Annotated in this window: 14 protein-coding genes and 1 tRNA gene; 10 read left to right on the top strand and 5 right to left on the bottom strand. The window is 71.8% G+C overall.

The window, feature by feature from the left end:
* Nucleotides 1-429: 429 nt before the first annotated feature.
* Complete coding sequence (locus tag ABZ453_RS16420) at nucleotides 430-1,902, top strand: MFS transporter (RefSeq protein ID WP_359015674.1); 1,473 nt, start codon at nucleotides 430-432, stop codon at nucleotides 1,900-1,902.
* Between the two features lie 77 nt (nucleotides 1,903-1,979).
* Here the strand turns inward: ABZ453_RS16420 and ABZ453_RS16415 are convergent, their stop codons facing one another.
* Complete coding sequence (locus ABZ453_RS16415; RefSeq protein ID WP_359015639.1) at nucleotides 1,980-3,164, bottom strand: hypothetical protein; 1,185 nt, start codon at nucleotides 3,162-3,164, stop codon at nucleotides 1,980-1,982.
* A 278-nt stretch (nucleotides 3,165-3,442) separates the two neighbouring features.
* Here ABZ453_RS16415 and ABZ453_RS16410 point away from each other — a divergent pair, with 278 nt between their 5' ends.
* Together ABZ453_RS16410 and ABZ453_RS16405 are read left to right on the top strand one after the other, a co-directional pair.
* Nucleotides 3,443-3,913, top strand: a complete 471-nt coding sequence (locus ABZ453_RS16410) for a DUF485 domain-containing protein (RefSeq protein WP_359015638.1) — start codon at nucleotides 3,443-3,445, stop codon at nucleotides 3,911-3,913.
* On the top strand, nucleotides 3,910-5,523 hold the full coding sequence (locus ABZ453_RS16405) for a cation acetate symporter (protein WP_359015637.1): 1,614 nt from the start codon (nucleotides 3,910-3,912) through the stop codon (nucleotides 5,521-5,523). Before ABZ453_RS16410 ends, ABZ453_RS16405 begins: the two co-directional genes overlap by 4 nt.
* 60 nt (nucleotides 5,524-5,583) lie before the next feature.
* Here the strand turns inward: ABZ453_RS16405 and ABZ453_RS16400 are convergent, their stop codons facing one another.
* From ABZ453_RS16400 to ABZ453_RS16390, 3 genes are all read right to left on the bottom strand, one after another.
* The gene (locus tag ABZ453_RS16400; protein ID WP_359015636.1) at nucleotides 5,584-6,471 is read right to left on the bottom strand and encodes a cellulose-binding protein; all 888 of its coding nucleotides are present in this window, start codon (nucleotides 6,469-6,471) and stop codon (nucleotides 5,584-5,586) included.
* Between the two features lie 192 nt (nucleotides 6,472-6,663).
* Nucleotides 6,664-10,071: an SUKH-4 family immunity protein gene (locus tag ABZ453_RS16395; RefSeq protein WP_359015635.1), complete on the bottom strand. Its 3,408-nt coding sequence runs from the start codon at nucleotides 10,069-10,071 to the stop codon at nucleotides 6,664-6,666.
* Between the two features lie 7 nt (nucleotides 10,072-10,078).
* Nucleotides 10,079-11,092 carry an SMI1/KNR4 family protein gene (locus tag ABZ453_RS16390; protein WP_359015634.1) on the bottom strand — a complete coding sequence of 338 codons (1,014 nt, stop codon included), beginning with the start codon at nucleotides 11,090-11,092 and terminating at the stop codon, nucleotides 10,079-10,081.
* Between the two features lie 354 nt (nucleotides 11,093-11,446).
* Here ABZ453_RS16390 and ABZ453_RS16385 point away from each other — a divergent pair, with 354 nt between their 5' ends.
* Nucleotides 11,447-11,995 carry a YwqJ-related putative deaminase gene (locus ABZ453_RS16385; protein ID WP_359015633.1) on the top strand — a complete coding sequence of 183 codons (549 nt, stop codon included), beginning with the start codon at nucleotides 11,447-11,449 and terminating at the stop codon, nucleotides 11,993-11,995.
* Nucleotides 11,996-12,074: 79 nt separating this feature from the next.
* The gene (locus ABZ453_RS16380) at nucleotides 12,075-12,569 is read left to right on the top strand and encodes an SUKH-3 domain-containing protein (protein WP_359015673.1); all 495 of its coding nucleotides are present in this window, start codon (nucleotides 12,075-12,077) and stop codon (nucleotides 12,567-12,569) included.
* A 12-nt stretch (nucleotides 12,570-12,581) separates the two neighbouring features.
* On the opposite strand, the gene ABZ453_RS16375 is transcribed toward ABZ453_RS16380, so the two are convergent.
* Entirely contained in the window at nucleotides 12,582-13,886 is a 1,305-nt protein-coding gene (locus tag ABZ453_RS16375) for a histidine kinase (RefSeq protein ID WP_359015632.1), read from the bottom strand.
* 326 nt (nucleotides 13,887-14,212) lie between these two features.
* On the opposite strand from ABZ453_RS16375, the gene ABZ453_RS16370 reads away from it, so the two are divergent.
* The 5 genes from ABZ453_RS16370 to pth all read left to right on the top strand — a co-directional run bounded on the left by ABZ453_RS16370 (nucleotide 14,213) and on the right by pth (nucleotide 18,372).
* A tRNA-Gln gene (locus ABZ453_RS16370) sits at nucleotides 14,213-14,287 on the top strand.
* A 118-nt stretch (nucleotides 14,288-14,405) separates the two neighbouring features.
* Complete coding sequence (gene glmU, locus ABZ453_RS16365) at nucleotides 14,406-15,854, top strand: bifunctional UDP-N-acetylglucosamine diphosphorylase/glucosamine-1-phosphate N-acetyltransferase GlmU (protein WP_359015631.1); 1,449 nt, start codon at nucleotides 14,406-14,408, stop codon at nucleotides 15,852-15,854.
* An 87-nt stretch (nucleotides 15,855-15,941) separates the two neighbouring features.
* Nucleotides 15,942-16,916 (top strand): ribose-phosphate diphosphokinase, encoded by a 975-nt coding sequence (locus ABZ453_RS16360; protein WP_133045902.1) that lies wholly within the window; start codon nucleotides 15,942-15,944, stop codon nucleotides 16,914-16,916.
* Nucleotides 16,917-17,106: 190 nt separating this feature from the next.
* Entirely contained in the window at nucleotides 17,107-17,700 is a 594-nt protein-coding gene (locus tag ABZ453_RS16355) for a 50S ribosomal protein L25/general stress protein Ctc (RefSeq protein WP_359015630.1), read from the top strand.
* A 69-nt stretch (nucleotides 17,701-17,769) separates the two neighbouring features.
* A complete protein-coding gene (gene pth, locus ABZ453_RS16350) occupies nucleotides 17,770-18,372 on the top strand; it encodes an aminoacyl-tRNA hydrolase (RefSeq protein ID WP_133045900.1) in 603 nt (200 codons plus the stop codon).
* Nucleotides 18,373-18,467 lie beyond the last annotated feature (95 nt).

The following is an 18,467-nucleotide window of genomic DNA, read 5'->3' as shown; positions in this document are numbered from 1 at the left end:
GGGCAGCCGATGACACCGGGCTGCCTGCGGATGAGCTGTGCGGATCGGTACGTCGATGAGTCTGGCGTCGAAGAGGGGTCCCGCGCGCTGGTGCTCGGCACCCTCTTGTACGGGGGTAAACCCCACCCCCGCCGGTTCGGTGAACCGCCCCCCGACCGCTCCCCAGCGGCGTAAAGCCAGGTTAAGGACCGGTCCCGGCCCCTCTCGTCCTCCAGGGGGACGAACCCTCCCCCAGCCGTAGTACGGAGGGGACCCCTAGGGGCCGTCCACCGACAGGTGGAGTCGATCTCGGGGTTCGCTCCACCCACCGGCCCACTCAGGCTCCACCCTCCCGCTGCGTCAGGGTCAAGTGGGAAGCTGTCGGACGGCGGATAGATGCAAGGGGAAAGGAATCACGTGGACCAGGGGGGTACGGAGACACATAACGGTGTGGCGCCCGGCCGGCCGGCGGACACGCACAGACGCGGAGCGGTCGTCGCCGCGCTCATGCTCGCGATGGCGCTCGCGGCGCTCGACGCCACCATCGTCTCCACCGCCGTCCCCCAGATCGTCGGCGACCTCGGTGGATTCTCCTACTTCTCCTGGCTCTTCTCCGGCTACCTGCTCGCCGTCACGGTCACGCTCCCGGTGTACGGCAAGCTGTCCGACACCTTCGGCCGCAAACCGGTGCTCGTCGCGGGCGCCGCGGTGTTCCTGCTCGGCTCGCTGCTGTGCGCCGCGGCCTGGAACATGGGCGCGCTGATCGCCTTCCGCATCGTCCAGGGGCTGGGCGGCGGGGCGTTGCAGGGCACAGTGCAGACGCTCGCGGCCGACCTGTACCCGCTGGAGGAACGGCCCAGGATCCAGTCGAAGCTGTCCACGGTCTGGGCGGTGTCGGCGGTGGCCGGCCCCGGAATCGGCGGCCTGCTCGCCGCGTACGCCGGCTGGCGCTGGATCTTCCTGGTCAACCTCCCCATCGGGGCGGTGGCGTTGTGGCTGGTCGTCCGTCATCTGCGCGAGCCGCGACGGGAGTTCGAGCGCCGTCCGCGCATCGACTGGGCGGGCGCGCTGGCGGTGTTCGCGTGCGGGGGCGTGCTGCTGACGGCGCTGGTGCAGGGCGGGGTGGCCTGGCCGTGGCTGTCGGCGCCCTCGCTGGCGCTGTTCGGTACGGGACTCGCGCTGGCCGGTGCCGTGGTCGTGATCGAACGCCGGGCGGCCGAGCCGGTCATCCCCGGGTGGGTGTGGCGGCGGCGGACGATCGCGGCCGTCAACCTCGCCCTGGGCGCGCTGGGGTTGCTGATGGTGGCGCCGAGCGTGTTCCTGCCGACGTACGCGCAGTCGGTGCTGGGTCTCGCGCCCGTTGCGGCGGGTTTCGTGCTCTCGGTCTGGACGCTGACCTGGCCGGTTTCGGCGGCGCTGAGCCAGCACGTGTACCGGCGGATCGGCTTCCGCAACACGGCGATGCTGGGCATCGGCACGGCGGCGCTGATCCTGTTCGCGTTCCCGTTCCTGCCGTACCCGGGATCGGCCTGGCAACCAACGCTGCTGATGCTGCTGTTGGGCGCGGCTCTGGGGCTGTTCCAACTCCCGCTGATCGTGGGCGTGCAGTCGACGGTGGGCTGGGCGGAACGGGGCACCACGACCGCCTCGGTGCTCTTCTGCCGCCAGACCGGCCAGACGATCGGCGCCTCGGTCTTCGGCGCGGTCGCCAACGGGGTGCTCGCCTCCCGCCTGGGCGGCGCCGGCGACCTGGACTCGGTGACCCGGGGCCTGGACTCGGGCGCCGTACCGGAGGCGACGCGCCGGGCGATCGCGGACGCGGTGCACGCGGTGTACATCGGCGCGGGCTGCGCGGCAGCGGTGGCCTTCCTCGTCCTGCTGTTCCTGGCCCCGCGACGCTTCCCGGTGCTCAAGGAGCAGTGACGGGGCGAGGAGACGGTCCGTTCACCGGCACCGGTCCCGAAGATCAGTCACTGTCTCCGCACCCGAGGCCCGCCGGGCTACCGGCGGCTCGCGCGGCGGCGTGCCGCCAGGAGGGCGCCCGCGCCGAGGGCGACGGCCGCCGCGGCGGCGCCCGCGACCGGCAGCGTCGGACCGGAACCGGTGTCCGCCAGGCCCCCGCCGGACACGGTGGACGGTCCCCTCGACGGCGTCGCACGCGGACCACCGTTCGGCGACGCGCCGCCGGTGACGTCGGTCAGGACGTCTGCCCTGTCGTTCTTCGCGTTCGGGTCGAACGGCCTGGACGGGCCGGTGAGTTCGACCGATCCCCGGGCCCCGGGCACGGACTTGTCGATCCGCACCTGGAAGGTGTAGCTCCGCTCGTAGCCCTCCTTCACCCAGAAGACCTCGGTACTGCAGCCGTAGCTCCCGGGCGACTTCCTGGTGCAGTAGGGATCGCTCTTGGTCACCGTCGTACCGGCGGGCATCCTGACCAGGACGTGTACCGCCTGGCCGTGACTCGGTCGCCACACCCAGCCCGGTCCGGCGTTGGTGTACTTCACGGTCACGGGGACCGTGTCCCCGACGCGGCCCTCGATGCGCGCCCCGGCGACCTGGAAGTCGGCCGTGTTCTCGGAGGTCACCGGCACCCAGATGGAATCCCCGTCCGCGCGCTTCGAACTGCCGGGAGGCGCCGGAGTGGCGTCGGGCTGCTCGACGAGCTTGATCGCGGGTGCGGTTCCGGGCACCGGATGCGAGAAGTTGTCCCCGGGATAGGGAAAGCCGGAGGTGACGACGGCCACCTCGGCCCTGTCGTACAACGCGCTGTCGCGCACGTCGATGGTCAGTTGTCTCTCGGGGGCGTAGACGGCACCGGGCTTCACCGTCTGGTCGAACTCACAGACAGCGTCGGTCTTCTCGGGTTCCTCGTCCTCCGCCGAGATCTCGATGTACTGGCAGTTGGAGGGCAGCCCGGCCAGTCCCGTGTGGCTCAGTCCGCGGGAGAGGGTGTACGACAACCAGACCTTGTCGAGCGCCTCGGGCCCCGTGTTGGTGAAGCTGGTCGGCAACTGCAGGGTGCCGCCCGGCTTCGCCCCGTCCACCGGGGCGATGGCGCCCAGGACCACACCGGGTGAGGCCTCGTCGGCCACGGCGGGAGCGGAACCCAGCGCGACCAGGGCGAGGACGCCGGTCGCGCCGACGGTCCGGAGGAGGCCCCCGGGTCGAGAAGACGTCTGGGACACGCGTACCCCACATGAAGTCGCAACGACGGACAGGCCAACGGTGGGGTAACGCGAGTCCCCGCTCACCAGACACCTGACCGCACCGAACGGTTGTACAGGTGCCAAAAATCCGAGTTAACGCGGGTAACGTCACAGGTCAGCGAAGTAAGCGCATACCGACCGGCCAGTTTGTCAAAAAGGCTGTGCGTTTCCGAACCGCCGAGTAACGTGCGGGACTCCGCCGCCCCCCACCTCCCTTGCGGTCCGTACCGGACCCGAGCCACGCAAGGAGCACCGGGATGTCCTACGACCCGTCCCCGTCGTACCCGTACCGACCCGCACAACAACAACCGCAGCAGTACCGGCACTACGACTCGTCGCCGTCCTACGAGGCCACGTACCCCTGGCAGCCGCCCGTCACGGACCCGCCCGAGCCGCCCCGGCGCCGCCCGCCGCATCCCCCGCTCGGGCACCACAGCGACCTGCGGATCCTGCGCAGCGCCTACCGCTGGCAGCGCCGCACCGCCGCCCTGACCGCGCTCGGCTACTTCACCCTGTTCCTCGTCCTGTCCGCCTTCGCGCCGTCGGTCATGTCCGGCGACGTCACCGACGGGCTGCCGACCGGACTACTGCTCGCGCTGATCCAGATCCCCGTCACCTGGCTGGCCATCGCGCTGTACGAGCACACCGCGCGCCGTTACGTCGACCCGATCGCGGACCGCATCCGCAAGCAGTCCGCCGTGGACGCCAAGCGGGAGGCGGCCCGATGACCAACGGCTTCAGCGGCAACGCCCAGGCCATGTCCCTCGTCGCCTTCTCCGCGATCGCCACGATCACCCTGCTGCTGTGCGTGATGACCGGCCCCGACCGCGACGACCTCGACGAGTTCTACACCGGCTACGGCTCCCTCTCCCCCATGCGCAACGGTCTCGCCATCGCCGGCGACTACATCTCCGCCGCGAGCGTCCTCGGCACCGGCGGGGTCATCGCCCTGTGCGGTTACGACGGCGTCGTGCTCGCCCTCAGCACCGCCCTGTCGCTGATGCTGCTGATGTTCCTGCTGGCCGAACCCCTGCGCAACGCGGGCCGGTTCACCATGGGCGACGCGCTGGCGCGACGGATGCCGGGGCGCGCGGTGCGCATCACGGCGTGCGCGGTGACCATCGCCGCGCTGCTGCCCCTGATGCTGGTCCAACTCGCCGGCACGGGACAGCTGCTGGCCTTCATCCTCGGCTTCTCCGGCGACTCCCTGAAGACCGGCTGCATCATCGGCCTGGGCGCCCTGATGATCAGCTACGCCGCCATCGGCGGGATGAAGGGCACCGCCCTGATCCAGATCCTGAAGATCGTGATGCTGCTCGGGTCGGGCGCGGTCGTGGCCGTACTGGTCCTGCGGCGCTTCGACTGGGACCCCGGGGCCCTGTTCCACGCGGCCGCCTCGCGGAGCGGGGTGGGCACCGCCTTCCTCCGCTCGGGCGTGGAGTTCGCCGGCAGCCCCAACCCCCGCCTGGACATGATCAGTTCGGAACTGACGGTCGTCATCGGCGGCGCCTGCCTCCCGCACGTCACGATGCGCATGTACACCGCCTCCAGCGCCCGGCAGGTGCGCCGCTCGATGTCCTGGGCGGTGTCGATGGTGGTCCTCTTCGTCCTCATCATGACGGTCGTCGGCTTCGGCGCGACGGCGCTGATCGGGCGGGCGGCCATCGCCCAGGCCGACCCGCGCGGCAACACGGCCTATCTGCTGGGCTCCCGCGCCGCGTTCGGCCCCGAGGTCTCCACCGCGGAGACCTTCCTCTTCACGACGATCACGACGGCGATCTTCCTCACCCTGCTCGCCTCCGTCGCCGGCATGATTCTCGCCTGCGCCAACTCCCTCGCCCACGACGTCTTCGCCGCCCGGGTGCGGGAGATGTCGGCACGCCGTGAGATGGGGCTCGCCCGGGTCTCCGCCCTGGCGGTCGGCGTTCCCGCGATCCTGCTGGCCACGCTGGTCCAGCACAGCAGCCTGCAGCCCCTGGTGACCCTCTCCTTCTGCCTCGGCGCGTCCGCCATCGCGCCCGCCCTGGTCTACAGCCTCTTCTGGCGCCGCTACACCCGGGCCGGCCTGCTGTGCACCCTGATCGGCGGCAGCCTGGCCGTTCTGCTCCTGATGCCGGGCACCAACCTGGTCTCGGGCTCCCCCGTCTCCGCCTTCCCCGACGCCGACTTCAACTGGTTCCCCTTCACCACGACGGGCCTGGTGACGATCCCCCTGGGCTTCCTGTTCGGCTGGCTGGGCACGGTGCTCTCGGGACGGCGGGCGTCGGAGGAACAGCGGCATCAGTACGAGGCGGTGGAGGGGTGGATCCTGGCGGGGGCGGTGCGGAGGGGCGGGTGAGAAGTGGCGCCCGGCGCATGCCGGGCGCCCTCATGCGACACCCGGCGCCGGTCGCGCGCGTCACTCCCCCGACGCGGAGCCCGTCAACGCCGTGAGGCTGCTGCGTACGTAGTCCATCTGCGTCTGCACGTCGTCCCACCGCTCCGCGTGCTCGCGCAGCAGCCGTTCGGTGTCCCGGGTGATCTGCTCCTCACCGGCCCGCGCCTCCGCGAGGATCTCCGCCGCCCGCGCCCGCGCCTCCTCCTGGCACCGCAGCGCGGCCTCGTCGGCCTCACGGAACTCCCGTTCCGCCTCGGCCAGCGCTTCCTCCGCCCGCGCCACCCGTTCGGCCTCCCGCGCATCGACCGCGGCCACCCGTTCGGCCTCGGCGCGCTCCAGCTCGGCCAACCGCTCGGCGAACTCCTTGGCCTGATCGGCGAGCATCCCGGAGGTGCGCTCGCGCGCTTCCCGGAGCACCCCCAAGGCCTCTCCCCGTCCCTCCTTCACCGCGCGCCGGGCGGAGATCCGGATCTCGTCGGCTTCGGCCTGCGCCGCGAGCAACCGCCGCCGGGCGCGTTCCTCGGCCTCGGCGCGCACGGCGTCGGCGCGCGCCTGCGCCGTGTCACGCACGCTGTCCGCGCGCGCCTGCGCCGTCTCCACAAGGCGCTGCGCCTCCTGCCGCGTGCGCTCCCGCACGGCGGCGGCCTCCTCCTCCGCGAACTGGAACAGCCGCCGCGCGCCCTCGCCGAGCGTCTCGTACGTCTGCGGCGAGAGGTGCGCCACGGTCTCCCGCAGGTCCTCCGCCTCCTCCTCCATCTCCCTGGCGAGCACGGTGAGCCGGGCGGCTCTCTCCCACGCGGCGTCCCGGTCACCGGAGAGGGCGGCGGTGTACGCGTCGACCTGGTCGGGACGGTACCCGCGCCCTCGTACGGCCCCGAAGCCGTGGGCCGAGACCGATGCGCTGCTCATCCTGGAACCCCTCTCCGCCGAACGGACGCGAAATGATGATTTCGCGCACATCTTGATGTATCGGACGTAAGTGTTCATAACCCGACACTCCACACGTGGGTCGCGGTCAGAATGCGCACGCAAAAGGGCCGGGCCCGGTCACAGTGACCGGGCCCGGCCCGAAGGGTCCCTCGCGTCAGGGGGACGTCGGTGTCACAACAAGCCGTCCCACATCTGCTCGAGCAGCACCGACCACCAGCTCTCCGGCGACCCGAGCGCCGCCGGGTCGAGGGAGGCCAGCTGGGCCTGGAAGTCGACGGTCCAGCGTCCCGCCTGCTCCTGGTTGAGACCGAACCGCAGCCGCCACATCCGGCCGAGCAGCGCCAAGCAGCGCTGGAACTCGGGCAGCCCCGTGTTCACGAACTGCGGCGGCACCGGAGCACCGCCGGGCCCGGCCTCCACGGGGACGGCCACGATGTTCGCCGTGCCGTACTGCACGCACAGCGCCTTGCCGAAGTCGCTGCCCATCACGAGGTAGGAGGCCGCGTCCGACGCCGGCTGCACACCGCGCTCCTGCGCCAGTTCGGCGAGCGTCGGTACCGGCCGGCCCGGCTGGGCCTGCGCCCAGAAGAACGGGCCCATGTCCAGCGGCAGTCCCGCCATCACCAGCGACTGCGCCACGATCGGCGGCACGCCCTGCCGGGAGACCGCGGCCTGCTCGAACCGGAAAATGCCCGGCCCGAACGCCCCCGCGAGCTCCTGCGCCACGGCCTCCGGCGGAACCGGCGACGCCGCCTGCACCGGCGGCAGCGGCGCGCGCACCGGCGCTGGGCGCGCCGGCCCGTCCGCCACCTGGTGCAACTCTCCCTGGTGCGCCAGCAGTTGCCGCATGCCCTGCTGCCGGCTCGCGTGATCGGTGCCGTAGGGCGCGATGCTGGTGATCCGCGCCTGCGGCCACTGCTCCCGGATCATCCGCGCGCAGTACGCACCCGGCAGTTCGCAGGACTCCAACTCCGTGTGCAGTTCCAGCACCTGGTCCGGCGGCACGTTCATACCGCGCAGCTCGTGGAAGATCTGCCACTCCGGGTGCGGCGTCCCCGGCGCGGACCGCCGGATCACCTGCTGCTCGGAACCGTCCTGCGCCCGGTACCGAAGAACGGCCTGATACCCGGGACCGACAGTCGGCTGCCCGGCGGGCTGCTGCGGATACCCGTACCCCGACGGCTGCCCCGGCGCCGGCATCCCACCGGGCCCCGGCGGCATGGGCGGCTGGGGCGCCCCCGGGCCCATCGGAGCCCCAGGAGCCACACCAGGGGCGCCCGGAGCACCGAGCGCGCCGGGGGCTTGCGGCGGCGGAGGCACACCGGGACCACCCACGCGCGGTGCACCGGGACCACCCACCGGCGGAGCGCCGGGACCACCCACAGGCGGCGCGGCCAACACGGTCTCGGCGTGGTGAACGGCCCCGGGCGCGCCCCCCGCAGAACCGTGCGCGCCGGGGGCGGCTGGCGCCGCGGGGGCGCCGGGGGCGCCAGGGAGTTGAGGAGCGCCGGGCGTGCTCGGCATACCCGGGGCGCCTGACGGTTGGGATGCGCCGGGCGTGCCGGATACATCCCGGGCGCCCGGAGGCTGAGACGCGCCGGGCGCTCCAGGGCCCTGGGGCGCCCCCGGGAAACCGACTGCGCCGGGGGCGCCCGGAGGCAGTGGGGCGCCGGGCACACCGGGAACGCCAGAGGCGCCGGGAGGCTGAGGCGCGCCGGGCGCGCTCGGCATACCGGGGGCTCCCGGGGCCCCTGACGAACCGGACGCGTTCGGCGTGCCCGGGGCGCCCGGAAACGCCTGCGCGCCGGGTGCGCCCGGGAAGCCTGGGGCGCCCGGAACACCCGGGGCGCCCGGAGGCTGCGGCGCGCCCCCGCCCGGGCCCATCCGACCCGGGTCGGCAAGCACCGTCGCGGCGTGGTGGGCGCCGCCCGGCGGAGTACCGCCGGGCGAGTTCGGCGCACCGGGCGGGTGGGGGGCGCCCGGCGGGTTCGGCGCGCCGGGCGGACGCGGCGCGCCCGGGGTCTGCGGTCCGGCAGCCCCCTCAGGGCCGTCAGGACCGAGTGCTGAGACGAGTTGCGTCGGCATGTACCCGCCCGCACCGGGCCCCGGCGGAGGCGGAGGCGCACTGCCCGCCCGCGCACCCGGTGACCCCGGGGCGCTCGGCGGGGGCGGCGGAGTCGACCCGCGACGCGACGGAGGCGCGGCCTTGCTGGTCGCGGCGTCGGCGATGTCCCCGGCGTTCGGCGCAAGCCCCGGCGCCCCCGGAGGCTGCGGCATACCCGGCGCCCCACCGGCCCGTTGCGGATACCCATAGGAGGACGCACCCGGCGGAGGCGGAGGCACGGGACCCGGGGCCGAAGCCCCCGGAGGCGTGCCAGGCACTCCCGCACCACCTGCCCCCTGCGGATACCCATACGCCGACGCACCCGGCGGAGGCGGAGGCGGAGGCACGGAACCCGGCGCGGGCGCCCCCGGCGAAGGCGCACCCGGCGCCCCCGCACCACCGGCCCCCTGCGGATAGCCGTAGGCCGGTCCACCCGGCCCGGGGGGCGGAGGCGGCGGCGTACCCGGCGCACCGGCATCCACGGGCGCCCCCAACGCACCACCTGGCCCGCCAGACGCTCCAGGCGCACCGGGCACAACAGGCGCACCGTGCGCCCACGGCGCTCCAGACACGCCCGGCGCACTCTGTCCCGCGGGCGCCCCGGGCACACCCCCCGCGCCCGGCGCCCCCTGGTCGTCCAGCGCCGGCGCCACCGCCGTGGGCGGAAGCCGGCTGCCGCCCGCGATCAGTGCCGTCTCGGCGTCGGGCGGGGTCGACGGCACCGACGGAGGCGCGTCGTCGATGTCGCTCAACGGCGGCGCGAAGACGGTCGCCGGCAACGGCACGGAACGGTCCTCGCCCGCGTCCGCATTGGTGTCGGTCCCGGCCCACGGGGTCGCCCCGGCGGGCACGTTCGGCGCACCGGCACCTCCGGGCGCCCCCGAACCGACCCGAGCGCCGGGCGAGTTCACGTCACCCGAGGCCCCGACCGGCACCCCGGGCTGCGTCTCGGGAAGCGCCCCGCCCCCCGACGTACCAGAACCAGACGAGCCAACCCCACGCCCATCACCACCGGCACCCGCACCGGACCCCGCTCCCGCACCGGCCACAGCACCACCCGCAGCCGCAGCCGTCCCCTCACCCCGCCGCTCCCCGATCCCCAGCTTGTCCGCCGCCTCCTGCAGCCACTCCGGAGGGCTCAGCAGGAACGACGTCTGGTTCAGGTCGACGCGGACGGAGGCCGCGGCCGACGGCGCCGGTTCGTCGGCGGGGTCCGGGCGGCCGTACTCCTCCTCGTAACGGCGGATGACCTCACCCACCGGCAGCGAGGGCCACAGCGTGGCCTCACCGCTGTCCCGGGCGATCACCAGCCGCTGCGCGCCGCCGTCCGACCGCGGACCCTCCGCACGGTCCTCCGCCCACACCACGAAACCGAGCTCGAACTCCCGTACCCGCACCTCACGGTGCTGGTACGACGGCACGTCACCGTTGATCCACTCCTCGGCGCGCTCCTGCGCCTGCGCGAACGTCACCATCGCCGGCTCACTCCCCCACCACGGGAACGGACCGCGCGAAACCGCCGTCCACCATCAGATTCGCCACCGTCTCCAACTCGGGCGGGGATCCCGCCAGCCGGGACAGGAACACGTCGAAGTCCTCGCCGCACGGCAGCAGCAGACGCTCCACCCGCTCCGCGGGCGCCCACGACGGATCCACGTCCCGCACGTCGTCGTACGCGCAGAACCACACAGAACCGATGCGCTCGCCCTTCACCTTCACCGCGAGCAACCCGCCCTGCACGAACCCGACGCCCAGATAGTCCTTGGTCAGATGGTCGCGCAGGCACTTGTTGACGTACACCAGGTCATTGACCGCGGCCTCGTCGCGCACCGTGAAGAACGGCTGGTCGATCAGCAGGCCGAGCCCCGCGTCGAGCGCGGTGCCCACCGGCGCGCACCCGCCCGCCGCCTTCAGGAACGAGCGGTACGCACCCGGCAACCGGTACCCGAGGTCCTCCTCGACCCCCTGCACCTGCGCCTCCGTCACCGCCACCCCCGACTTCGGCAGCCCGAAATGCGCCGGACGCGTCTCCTGCAACGGCCGCGTGCCCCGCTTGTCCTGGTCCACCGCCGACGTCGCGATCCCCCCGTGATGCCGCAGCAGCGCCTTCACCTCGACCGGGATCAGCTCCAGCCGCCGGCTGCCGGCCACGTGATGCCACGTCCAGCCGTGCGGCGTCGCCACCGGCACCACCGTGTCCCACAGGTCATGACCCGAAGCCGCCATCGCCGCGTTCGCCGACACGTAGTCCGTCAGCCGCAGCTCGTCGACCCCGAAACCCTCCGGCGCCTCCGCGATCTCCGCGGCCGCCCGCGCGTAGGGAGTGAAATCGGGGTAACCGCGCTCGTCGACCCGTACCCCTCTCGGGTGACGGGCCGCCCGGACCGGATCCGGGAAATGCACGACCTGCCCGGCATAGGCCGCGTTCGGCGGCGCGGCTTGTCCCCCAGCCTGGCGGCTGGGCGGCGCCCCCAGCCCGAGCCGACCTGTCGTCATGGCGGTTGCCCCCTGCGGCACTCTGGTACGAACCGTGGCGACCGGCACCCGCCGCCCACCACGCCCCGTATCGACTGTCTCGTCCGTCCCGACTCACGTCGTGACCACACCGCGCCCGCCATCACACGCCCTCACGCATGCCGGCAAGCGCCACCCGCACGAAAGCGGTGCCGACAGCCTATGCGGTACGACCGCACCGGTCACCGGGCCCCGGTCAGCCACCCTCCGCTTCCGTGACCAGCCGTCACCCCGCCCTCACGGACCGCCCAAACCCGGGCGTGTCGCACCGCCCCAGCTACCGCACCAGCAACGGAGTTTGGCAGTCTGTCTCCTCCGGGGGGATGCACGGAGGGGATGACGATCATGAACGCGACACAGACGGGACCACACAAGGGCACGTCCACCACGCCGCACCGCGGCCTGTCCGGCGACCCCCGCATCGGCTGGAGCGCCACCACCCACGCCTCCGCCCCCGCCCTCCTGCACCGCCGCGACGGCATACTCCCCACCGTCGCCGCCGCCCTCTCCGTGCGCGGCGCCACCCTCACCGGCACCGCCGCCCGCGGCGACCAGCCGCCACCCCTGCACCCCCTCGTGCAGGACTTCCTCGACACTCTCACCAGCGCCCAACGCGACCGCTTCACCGGCCGCTGCGCCGAGACCATCCTCATCTCCCGCCACATAGCCGCCGCGGACGCCGCCCGCAGCAAGCGCGCCGCCCGCAAGCCCATGACCAACGGCGAAGCCCGCAAAGCCCTCAAGCAGGCCAAGCTCACCACCCGCCGCATCCGCGAGGACGGCGATCCCCTGCACGGCAGCTTCGCGGCACCGTGCCGAGCCTGCACCGCGCTCAGCGCCCACTTCGGCGTCCGCGTCGTCGACCCGGCAGCGGCAGGCGACTGAATCCCCCGACCAACCCGTACGACAACACGGCCCCCAGGGCCGGTCAGTGACGTCGGCGAACTCGACGATCGAAGGGCAGATGCACCCCGACCGCACCTCCAGCACGCGCTTCCCCGTACCCGTCGACGCCGCCCTGCGCGCCGCCGGCTGGCAACCCGGACGCTGGGACATAAAGCAGGCCGAGATCTGGGCCGACGCCCTGCGCGAACACACCTCGCCCGCCGGCCACCGGCACGCCGTCTTCCCCGCCGCCGTCGAGGCCTGGGCCGAGTTCGGCGGCCTGCACATCACCCCCACCGGGCCCGGCCGCCAACTCGCCCCCACCGCGATCCACCTCGACCCCCTGCACGGCCTCCACATGGCCCGCACCCTCGCCGACCTCGGCCGCGCCCTCGACCGCGAGGTCAGCCCCCTCGGCGCCGAGACCGACTCGGCCGCCCTCCTCGCCATCGACACCGAAGGCCGCGTCTACGCCCTCGACCACACCGGCGACTGGTACCTCGGCCCCGACATCGACCAGGCCCTCGCCGCCCTCGTCGCGGGCCTCGAGCCCGTACGGCTCACCGCGGGCTGACCGGCGAAGGGCCTACGCCGCCGGAATCACCGCCGACACCCGGAAACCCCCCGCGTCCGTCGGTCCCGACACGAACACACCGCCCAGCCCGGTGACCCGCTCCTTCATCCCCACGAGCCCGTTCCCCCCGGAGGGCAACCGCGCCGACGACGCCGACGCGAGCTCCGGCGGCGGCTCGTTCTCCACCTGCATCGCGATCTCCGACACCCGGTGCGCCACCCGCACATACGTCTTCGCACCCGCCGCGTGCTTGTGGACGTTCGTCAACGCCTCCTGCACCACGCGGTACGCCGTCTGCTCGATCTCCGCCGCGTACGAGCGCACATCCCCCTCGACCGACAGAGCCACCACCATCCCGGCCGCCGCCGACTGCCCGACCAACTCCTCCAGTTCCGACAGCCACGGCCCGTCGCCCTCGTCGACGACCCTCGAGGCGGCCACCGCGGCAGCCATCCCGACAGCGGCCAGCGGAACCGGCTGCTGCGCCCGCCGCGAACCCTCCCCGCTCCTGAGCACCCCGAGCATCTCCCGCAACTCGGTCAGCGCCTGCCGCCCCATGTCCCCCACCAGCGCGGCGTTCTTCACCGCCTTCTCCGGGTCCTTGCGCGCGACGGCCTGCAACGCCGCCGCGTGCACCACCATCAGACTCACCCGGTGCGCGACCACGTCGTGCATCTCCCGCGCGATCCGCGTCCGCTCCTCGCCGCGCGCCCACTCCGCACGCTCCTCGGCCCGCTCGGCCAGCAGCTGCAACTCGCGCTCCAGGCTGTCCGCCCGCTCCCGCAGACTCTCCATCAGCCGGCGCCGGGCACCGACATACAGCCCCAGCAGCAGCGGCGGCGCGGTCATCCCGATCGCCGTCGTGATCGACGCGAACGGCACGAACCAGTCACCCAGGTCCAGACCGCCGTGCGCCATGTCCTGCCGCACCCGCACGAACATCACGATCAGCATGCCCACCAGCGACATGCCGGCCAGCGAGGCGATGATGCGGCGCGGCAACTCGGACGCGGCGAGCGTGTACAGGCCGACGATGCCCATCAGATAGCCCATCTGGGCGGGCGTGATGGCGATCGAGACAAGGACGACGGCTATCGGCCACTGCCGGCGCACGAGCAACGCGGAACCGGCCAGCACGCCGAACACGATCCCCGCGGCCGGCGGGATCCCCGCGTCCCGAGCGAACCGGATCCCTTCGAACGCGCACTCCACCGCGGACGCGACAGCCAGCCCGACATCCAACGCGGCACTGCGCCACCTGGTCCACCACCACGGCCCTCCCCGGACCGTGGCATGGTCTTCCCCCGTCGTGGTCATGCCTCCAGCCTACGGTCGTTGGTGGCCGGTTTTCCGTCGAGTTTCCACGACTGGCCTACACCACACTCCGTGACCGATCAGCCACCAAACCCCCCGCTTTCCATCGAACTGCCGAACCGCACACCGTTCGACCCCGGAAGACCGGCCGCGCGTCGACAACGGCACACTGTCGGACCGTGAGCCGTTCCCGGCGGGGGCCGTCCGAGGAACACGTCGCACGCTCCGCGGAGTGCCGACCTGTACCGTCGCATGGAAGGTGCCTGGTACGGCATAGTAGGAGGCGCCGCTCGACGGACTGACCGAATGTCCGTTTCGGTGAGGTTTATTCCCCTGTGGTGTAATTGGCAGCACTGTGGCTTTTGGTGCCATATGTCCGGGTTCGAGTCCTGGCGGGGGAGCCAAGCCCGGTTCGGGTCCTGACCGCTGAACGCACGGTCAGGCCCCGCTCTCATGTCCCCCACGAAACGCCCCGGTATCCTGCGGATGTCCCCACCATTCCAGAAGCCGAAGGGCAACCCCGTGAGCGCCATTCGCCCGGCAGCCGTCGTCGTTCTCGCAGCGGGTGAGGGCACCCGTATGAAGTCGGCCACACCGAAGGTCCTGCACGAGCTCTGTGGCCGCAGCCTGGTGGGCCATGTCCTCGCCGCCGCCCGCGAGTTGGACCCCGCGAACCTGGTCGTCGTGGTCGGGCACGCGAGGGAGAAGGTCGCGGCCCACCTCGCCGAGACCGATCCGGCCGCCCGCACCGCCGTGCAGGAGGAGCAGAACGGCACCGGGCACGCCGTACGGATCGCCCTGGAGGGGCTCGGCGGGTCGGTCGAGGGGACCGTCGTCGTCGTGTGCGGTGACACCCCGCTGCTGACCGGCGAGACGCTGACGCGGCTGGCCGCCACCCATGCCTCCGACGGCAACGCCGTCACCGTGCTGACCGCCGAGGTCCCGGACGCCACCGGGTACGGGCGGATCATCCGGGACGAGGCCACCGGCGCCGTCACCGGGATCGTCGAGCACAAGGACGCCACGGACGTCCAGCGCGGCATCCGGGAGATCAACTCCGGGGTGTTCGCCTTCGACGGGCAGCTTCTCGCGGAGGCGCTGAAGAAGGTGCGGACGGACAACAGTCAGGGCGAGGAGTACCTGACGGACGTGCTCGGGATCCTGCGTGAGGCGGGGCACCGGGTCGGGGCCTCGGTGGCCGGCGACCACCGGGAGATCGCCGGGATCAACAACCGGGTGCAGCTGAGCGAGGCGCGGCGCATCCTCAACGACCGCCTGCTGACGCGGGCGATGCTGGACGGGGTCACGGTGATCGATCCGGCGACGACCTGGGTGGACGTCACGGTCACGTTCGGGCGGGACGCCGTCGTGCATCCGGGTACGCAGCTGCACGGTTCCACGCACGTCGGCGAGGGCGCGGAGGTCGGGCCCAACTGCCGGCTGACGGACACGAGGGTCGGCGCCGGTGCCCGGGTCGACAACGCGGTGGCCGACAGCGCGGAGGTGGGACCGGAGGCGAAGGTGGGTCCGTACGCCTATCTGCGTCCGGGCACCCGTCTCGGCGCCAAGGGCAAGATCGGTACGTACGTGGAGACGAAGAACTCCTCGATCGGTGAGGGGACGAAGATCCCGCATCTGTCGTACGTGGGTGACGCGACGATCGGTGAGTACACGAACATCGGTGCCGCCAGCGTGTTCGTCAACTACGACGGACAGGAGAAGCACCACACCACGGTGGGGTCGCACTGCCGGACCGGCTCCGACAATATGTTTGTGGCTCCTGTCACGGTCGGGGACGGTGCGTACACCGCTGCCGGATCCGTGATCACCAAGGACGTTCCGCCCGGTTCGCTGGCCGTGGCCCGTGGTCAGCAGCGGAATATCGAGGGTTGGGTGGCGCGCAAGCGTCCGGGGAGCGCGGCGGCGAGGGCGGCGGAGGCGGCCGCTCGCCGGGAGGAAGGCGAAGGCTGACCGGAAACGGTCGGGTCAGACACGGCGTACCGTGATAAGTGCACATCCGCACCCCACCTGCTGAGACACCTCTGAGGAGACAGTGCTGTGACCGGGATCAAGACGACCGGCGAGAAGAAGATGATGTTCTTCTCCGGCCGCGCCCACCCCGAGCTTGCCGAGGAGGTCGCCCAGCAGCTGGGTGTCGGGGTCGTCCCGACGAAGGCCTTCGACTTCGCCAATGGCGAGATCTACGTCCGTTACCAGGAGTCGGCACGTGGTGCGGACTGCTTCCTGATCCAGAGCCACACGGCTCCGATCAACAAGTGGATCATGGAGCAGCTGATCATGATCGACGCGTTGAAGCGGGCTTCGGCCCGGTCGATCACGGTGATCGTGCCGTTCTACGGCTATGCGCGTCAGGACAAGAAGCACCGCGGCCGTGAGCCGATCTCGGCGCGGCTGATCGCGGATCTGATGAAGACGGCGGGTGCGGACCGGATTCTGACGGTCGATCTGCACACGGACCAGATCCAGGGCTTCTTCGACGGTCCGGTGGACCATCTCTTCGCCCTTCCGCTGCTGGCGGACTACGTGGGCGCGAAGGTCGAGAGGGACAAGCTGACGGTGGTGTCCCCGGACGCGGGCCGGGTGCGGGTGGCGGACCGTTGGTGCGACCGGCTGGGCGCGCCGCTGGCGATCGTGCACAAGCGCCGGGACAAGGACGTGGCGAACCAGGTCACCGTGCACGAGGTGGTCGGTGAGGTGGAGGGCCGCGTGTGTGTGCTGGTGGACGACATGATCGACACCGGTGGGACGATCTGTGCAGCTGCGGACGCGTTGTTCGCGCACGGCGCGGAGGACGTCATCGTGACGGCGACGCACGGTGTGCTGTCGGGTCCGGCGGCGGACCGGCTGAAGAACTCCAAGGTGAGTGAGTTCGTGTTCACCAACACGCTGCCGACGCCGAGCGAGCTGGAGCTGGACAAGATCACGGTGCTGTCGATCGCGCCGACGATCGCGAGCGCGGTGCGTGAGGTGTTCGAGGACGGTTCGGTGACGAGCCTGTTCGACGAGCAGTAGGCCCGTCTCCCTCGGGAGTGATCGATTTTTCTGCGGCCTCCCTCGCCGAGTAGACTGTCCCAGTTGCTCGGCGAGGGAGGCCGTTCCCGTTTCTTTTCGGGGCTCGGCTGTCCGTTATCGACGCGCTCTTCGTAGCAGGCCGTTCGTGGCCGGGTAACCCCGTCCGTTTCTACCTCTACGAGGAGTGATCATGTCCGAGGTGAAGCTCGCCGCCCAGACGCGCACCGAGTTCGGCAAGGGTGCCGCCCGTCGTATCCGTCGTGACAGCAAGGTTCCCGGTGTGCTGTACGGCCACGGCGTGGACCCGCTGCACCTGACGCTTCCGGGCCACGACCTGCTGCTGGCGCTGCGTACGCCGAACGTCCTGATCTCGCTGGACATCGAGGGCCGGACCGAGCTGGCGATCCCGAAGGCCGTGCAGCGCGACGCGATCAAGGGCTTCCTGGAGCACGTCGACCTGCTGCTGGTCAAGCGCGGCGAGAAGGTCACGGTCGAGATCCCGGTCCACACCGAGGGCGAGCTGGCCCCGGGCGCCTACCTGCTGGAGCACGTGCTGAACGCGCTGCCGGTCGAGGCCGAGGCCACCCACATCCCCGAGTCCGTCAGCGTCTCGATCGAGGGCCTGGAGGCCGGTGCCTCCGTCCTCGCCAAGGACATCACGCTGCCGAACGGCACCACGCTGGCCGTCGAGGAGGACGCGGTCGTGCTGCAGGTCCTGGCCGCGCAGGCGGAGGAGTCCGCGGGCGAGGAGTCCGAGGGCGACGAGGCCGTCGCCGAGGCCTGAGCCTGACGCTCACTTTTCTGTCAGCCGCTGTTCCCTCACGGGGCAGCGGCTGGCGTGTATCGAGGAGACATGGACGTGACGACCGACGCCAATGGCCCCTGGCTGATCGTGGGCCTCGGGAATCCCGGGCCCGAGTACGCCATGAACCGGCACAACGTGGGGTTCATGGTGGCCGATCTGCTGGCCGAGCGGATCGGGGGGAGGTTCAAGCGGGCCGGGAAGGCTCAGGCGCAGGTCGTGGAGGGGCGGATCGGTCCGGTGGGCCCGGCGAACCGGCGGGTGATCCTCGCCAAGCCGATGTCGTACATGAACCTCTCGGGTGGGCCGGTGAACGCCCTGAAGGACTTCTACAAGGTGCCGGTCGCCAACATCGTGGCCGTGCACGACGAACTGGACATCGACTACGGGACCCTGCGAGTGAAGCTGGGCGGCGGGGACAACGGGCACAACGGGCTGAAGTCGATGACGAAGGCGTTCGGTGCCGACTATCACCGGGTGCGGTTCGGGATCGGCCGGCCGCCGGGGCGGATGCAGGTCGCGGACTTCGTGCTGAAGGACTTCTCCTCGGCGGAGCGCAAGGAGCTGGACTACTTCGTGGACCGGGCGGCGGACGCGGTGGAATGTCTGGTGGTGGAGGGACTGGAGCGGGCGCAGAGTTCGTACAACTCCTGAGCATGCAGCGGCGCAACTACTGGGCGGGAAGCGGCGCAACTCCTGAGCACGGACCCGTACAACTCCTGACATGTCCTCCAGCGAGTTTGACTGAC

This window comes from Streptomyces sp. NPDC005799 (assembly GCF_040630525.1).
In the GTDB taxonomy this organism is placed as follows: Bacteria; Actinomycetota; Actinomycetes; order Streptomycetales; family Streptomycetaceae; genus Streptomyces; species Streptomyces griseorubiginosus_B.
Note: the sequence above shows the minus strand (reverse complement) of the source record. Positions and strands in the feature narration are given on the sequence as shown.